The sequence below is a fragment of the Vibrio sp. Vb0937 genome (assembly GCF_033338855.1).
The window spans coordinates 1-1,043 of sequence record NZ_JAWOTK010000455.1; the positions used below are offsets into that span (position 1 = coordinate 1).

General features: G+C 47.2%; 2 protein-coding genes. One reads left to right on the forward strand and one right to left on the reverse strand.

Annotated elements, in window-relative coordinates; genetic code table 11:
- A partial coding sequence (locus tag R7P67_RS26455; protein WP_318086535.1) for a DHH family phosphoesterase occupies positions 1 to 202 on the reverse strand: 202 nt, incomplete at its 3' end.
- 194 nt (positions 203 to 396) lie between these two features.
- Here R7P67_RS26455 and R7P67_RS26460 point away from each other — a divergent pair.
- On the forward strand, positions 397 to 1,043 hold a 647-nt coding region (locus tag R7P67_RS26460), incomplete at its 3' end, for a putative manganese transporter (RefSeq protein WP_318086536.1).

A 1,043-nucleotide genomic window follows, 5' to 3' on the forward strand; every position in this document is an offset into this window, starting at 1 on the left:
AAACGGTTTCACCCGCTACTGAAGTGCGAAGTTCTGGAACTTCTGCGCCAGCTACTTCAAGAATGTGCTGAGTTTCACGGTTGATTTCGCCCTGACGAATTGGCATTGCTTCAACGCCACGCGCCTTTAGAAGTTCTGTTGCAACTAGTGCACTACAAATACTGTCACTGTCTGGGTTCTTATGACCTACAACTAGAATCATGTTTCTTCCTATCCAAGTCAATTTGATACGCTTCCGAACAATGGCACGGTGTGCCGTGGAAGCTGTTTGCTCACAAAGGCCGATACTTTACCTGATTTGAGGGAGTTTGACACGAAGAAAAGTTCACAACCCTATTGCGAATAAATCTCATTTACATATAATGATAATTATTACCATTTGCATTTGAGTTAACGATGAACGCGACCCGATTTTTGCACTCCGCACAGCAGCTATTTCAGCCAACTCAGTTCCAGTTAGCTTATAAGCGACTGCTTATCCCCATTATCATGCTTGTCTTATTGGCGAATGAGAACACCCGAGAGATCACAGTGACCACGCTTTCCGATTCTTTCTGGGCAGTATCTTGTTATGTCGCAGCAACCTTGGCGATTTATCATTACCTCTCCAACTTTATGTCGAAGACGAATCGCATCACTCAGCTCTATCATCGCTCTCGTCATCATCAGGTGTTTTTTGCAGCCCTACTCGGTGCGCTTCCGGGCTGTGGCGGCGCTATTGTTGTTACGACTCAATTTATTAGTGGACGAGTAGGATTTGGCGCAATCGTAGCCGTACTGACATCAACCATGGGCGATGCGGCATTCTTGTTACTCGCGGCAAAACCGTCCGTCGGCGTTGGCGTCGTCGCACTTGGCATTGTGGTAGGTACGGTTTCGGGTTTGATCGTCAACGCATTTCATCCTGATGATTTTCTACGCCCCGAGCCAAAGCAAGCGAGCGCTCACCACCATTGTTGTCAGCATCAAAGCGAGCGATACACACCTTTAGAGCAACGTGCGATTAATCTTCAAGGCGCATTCTGGAAGTGGTTGATAATCCC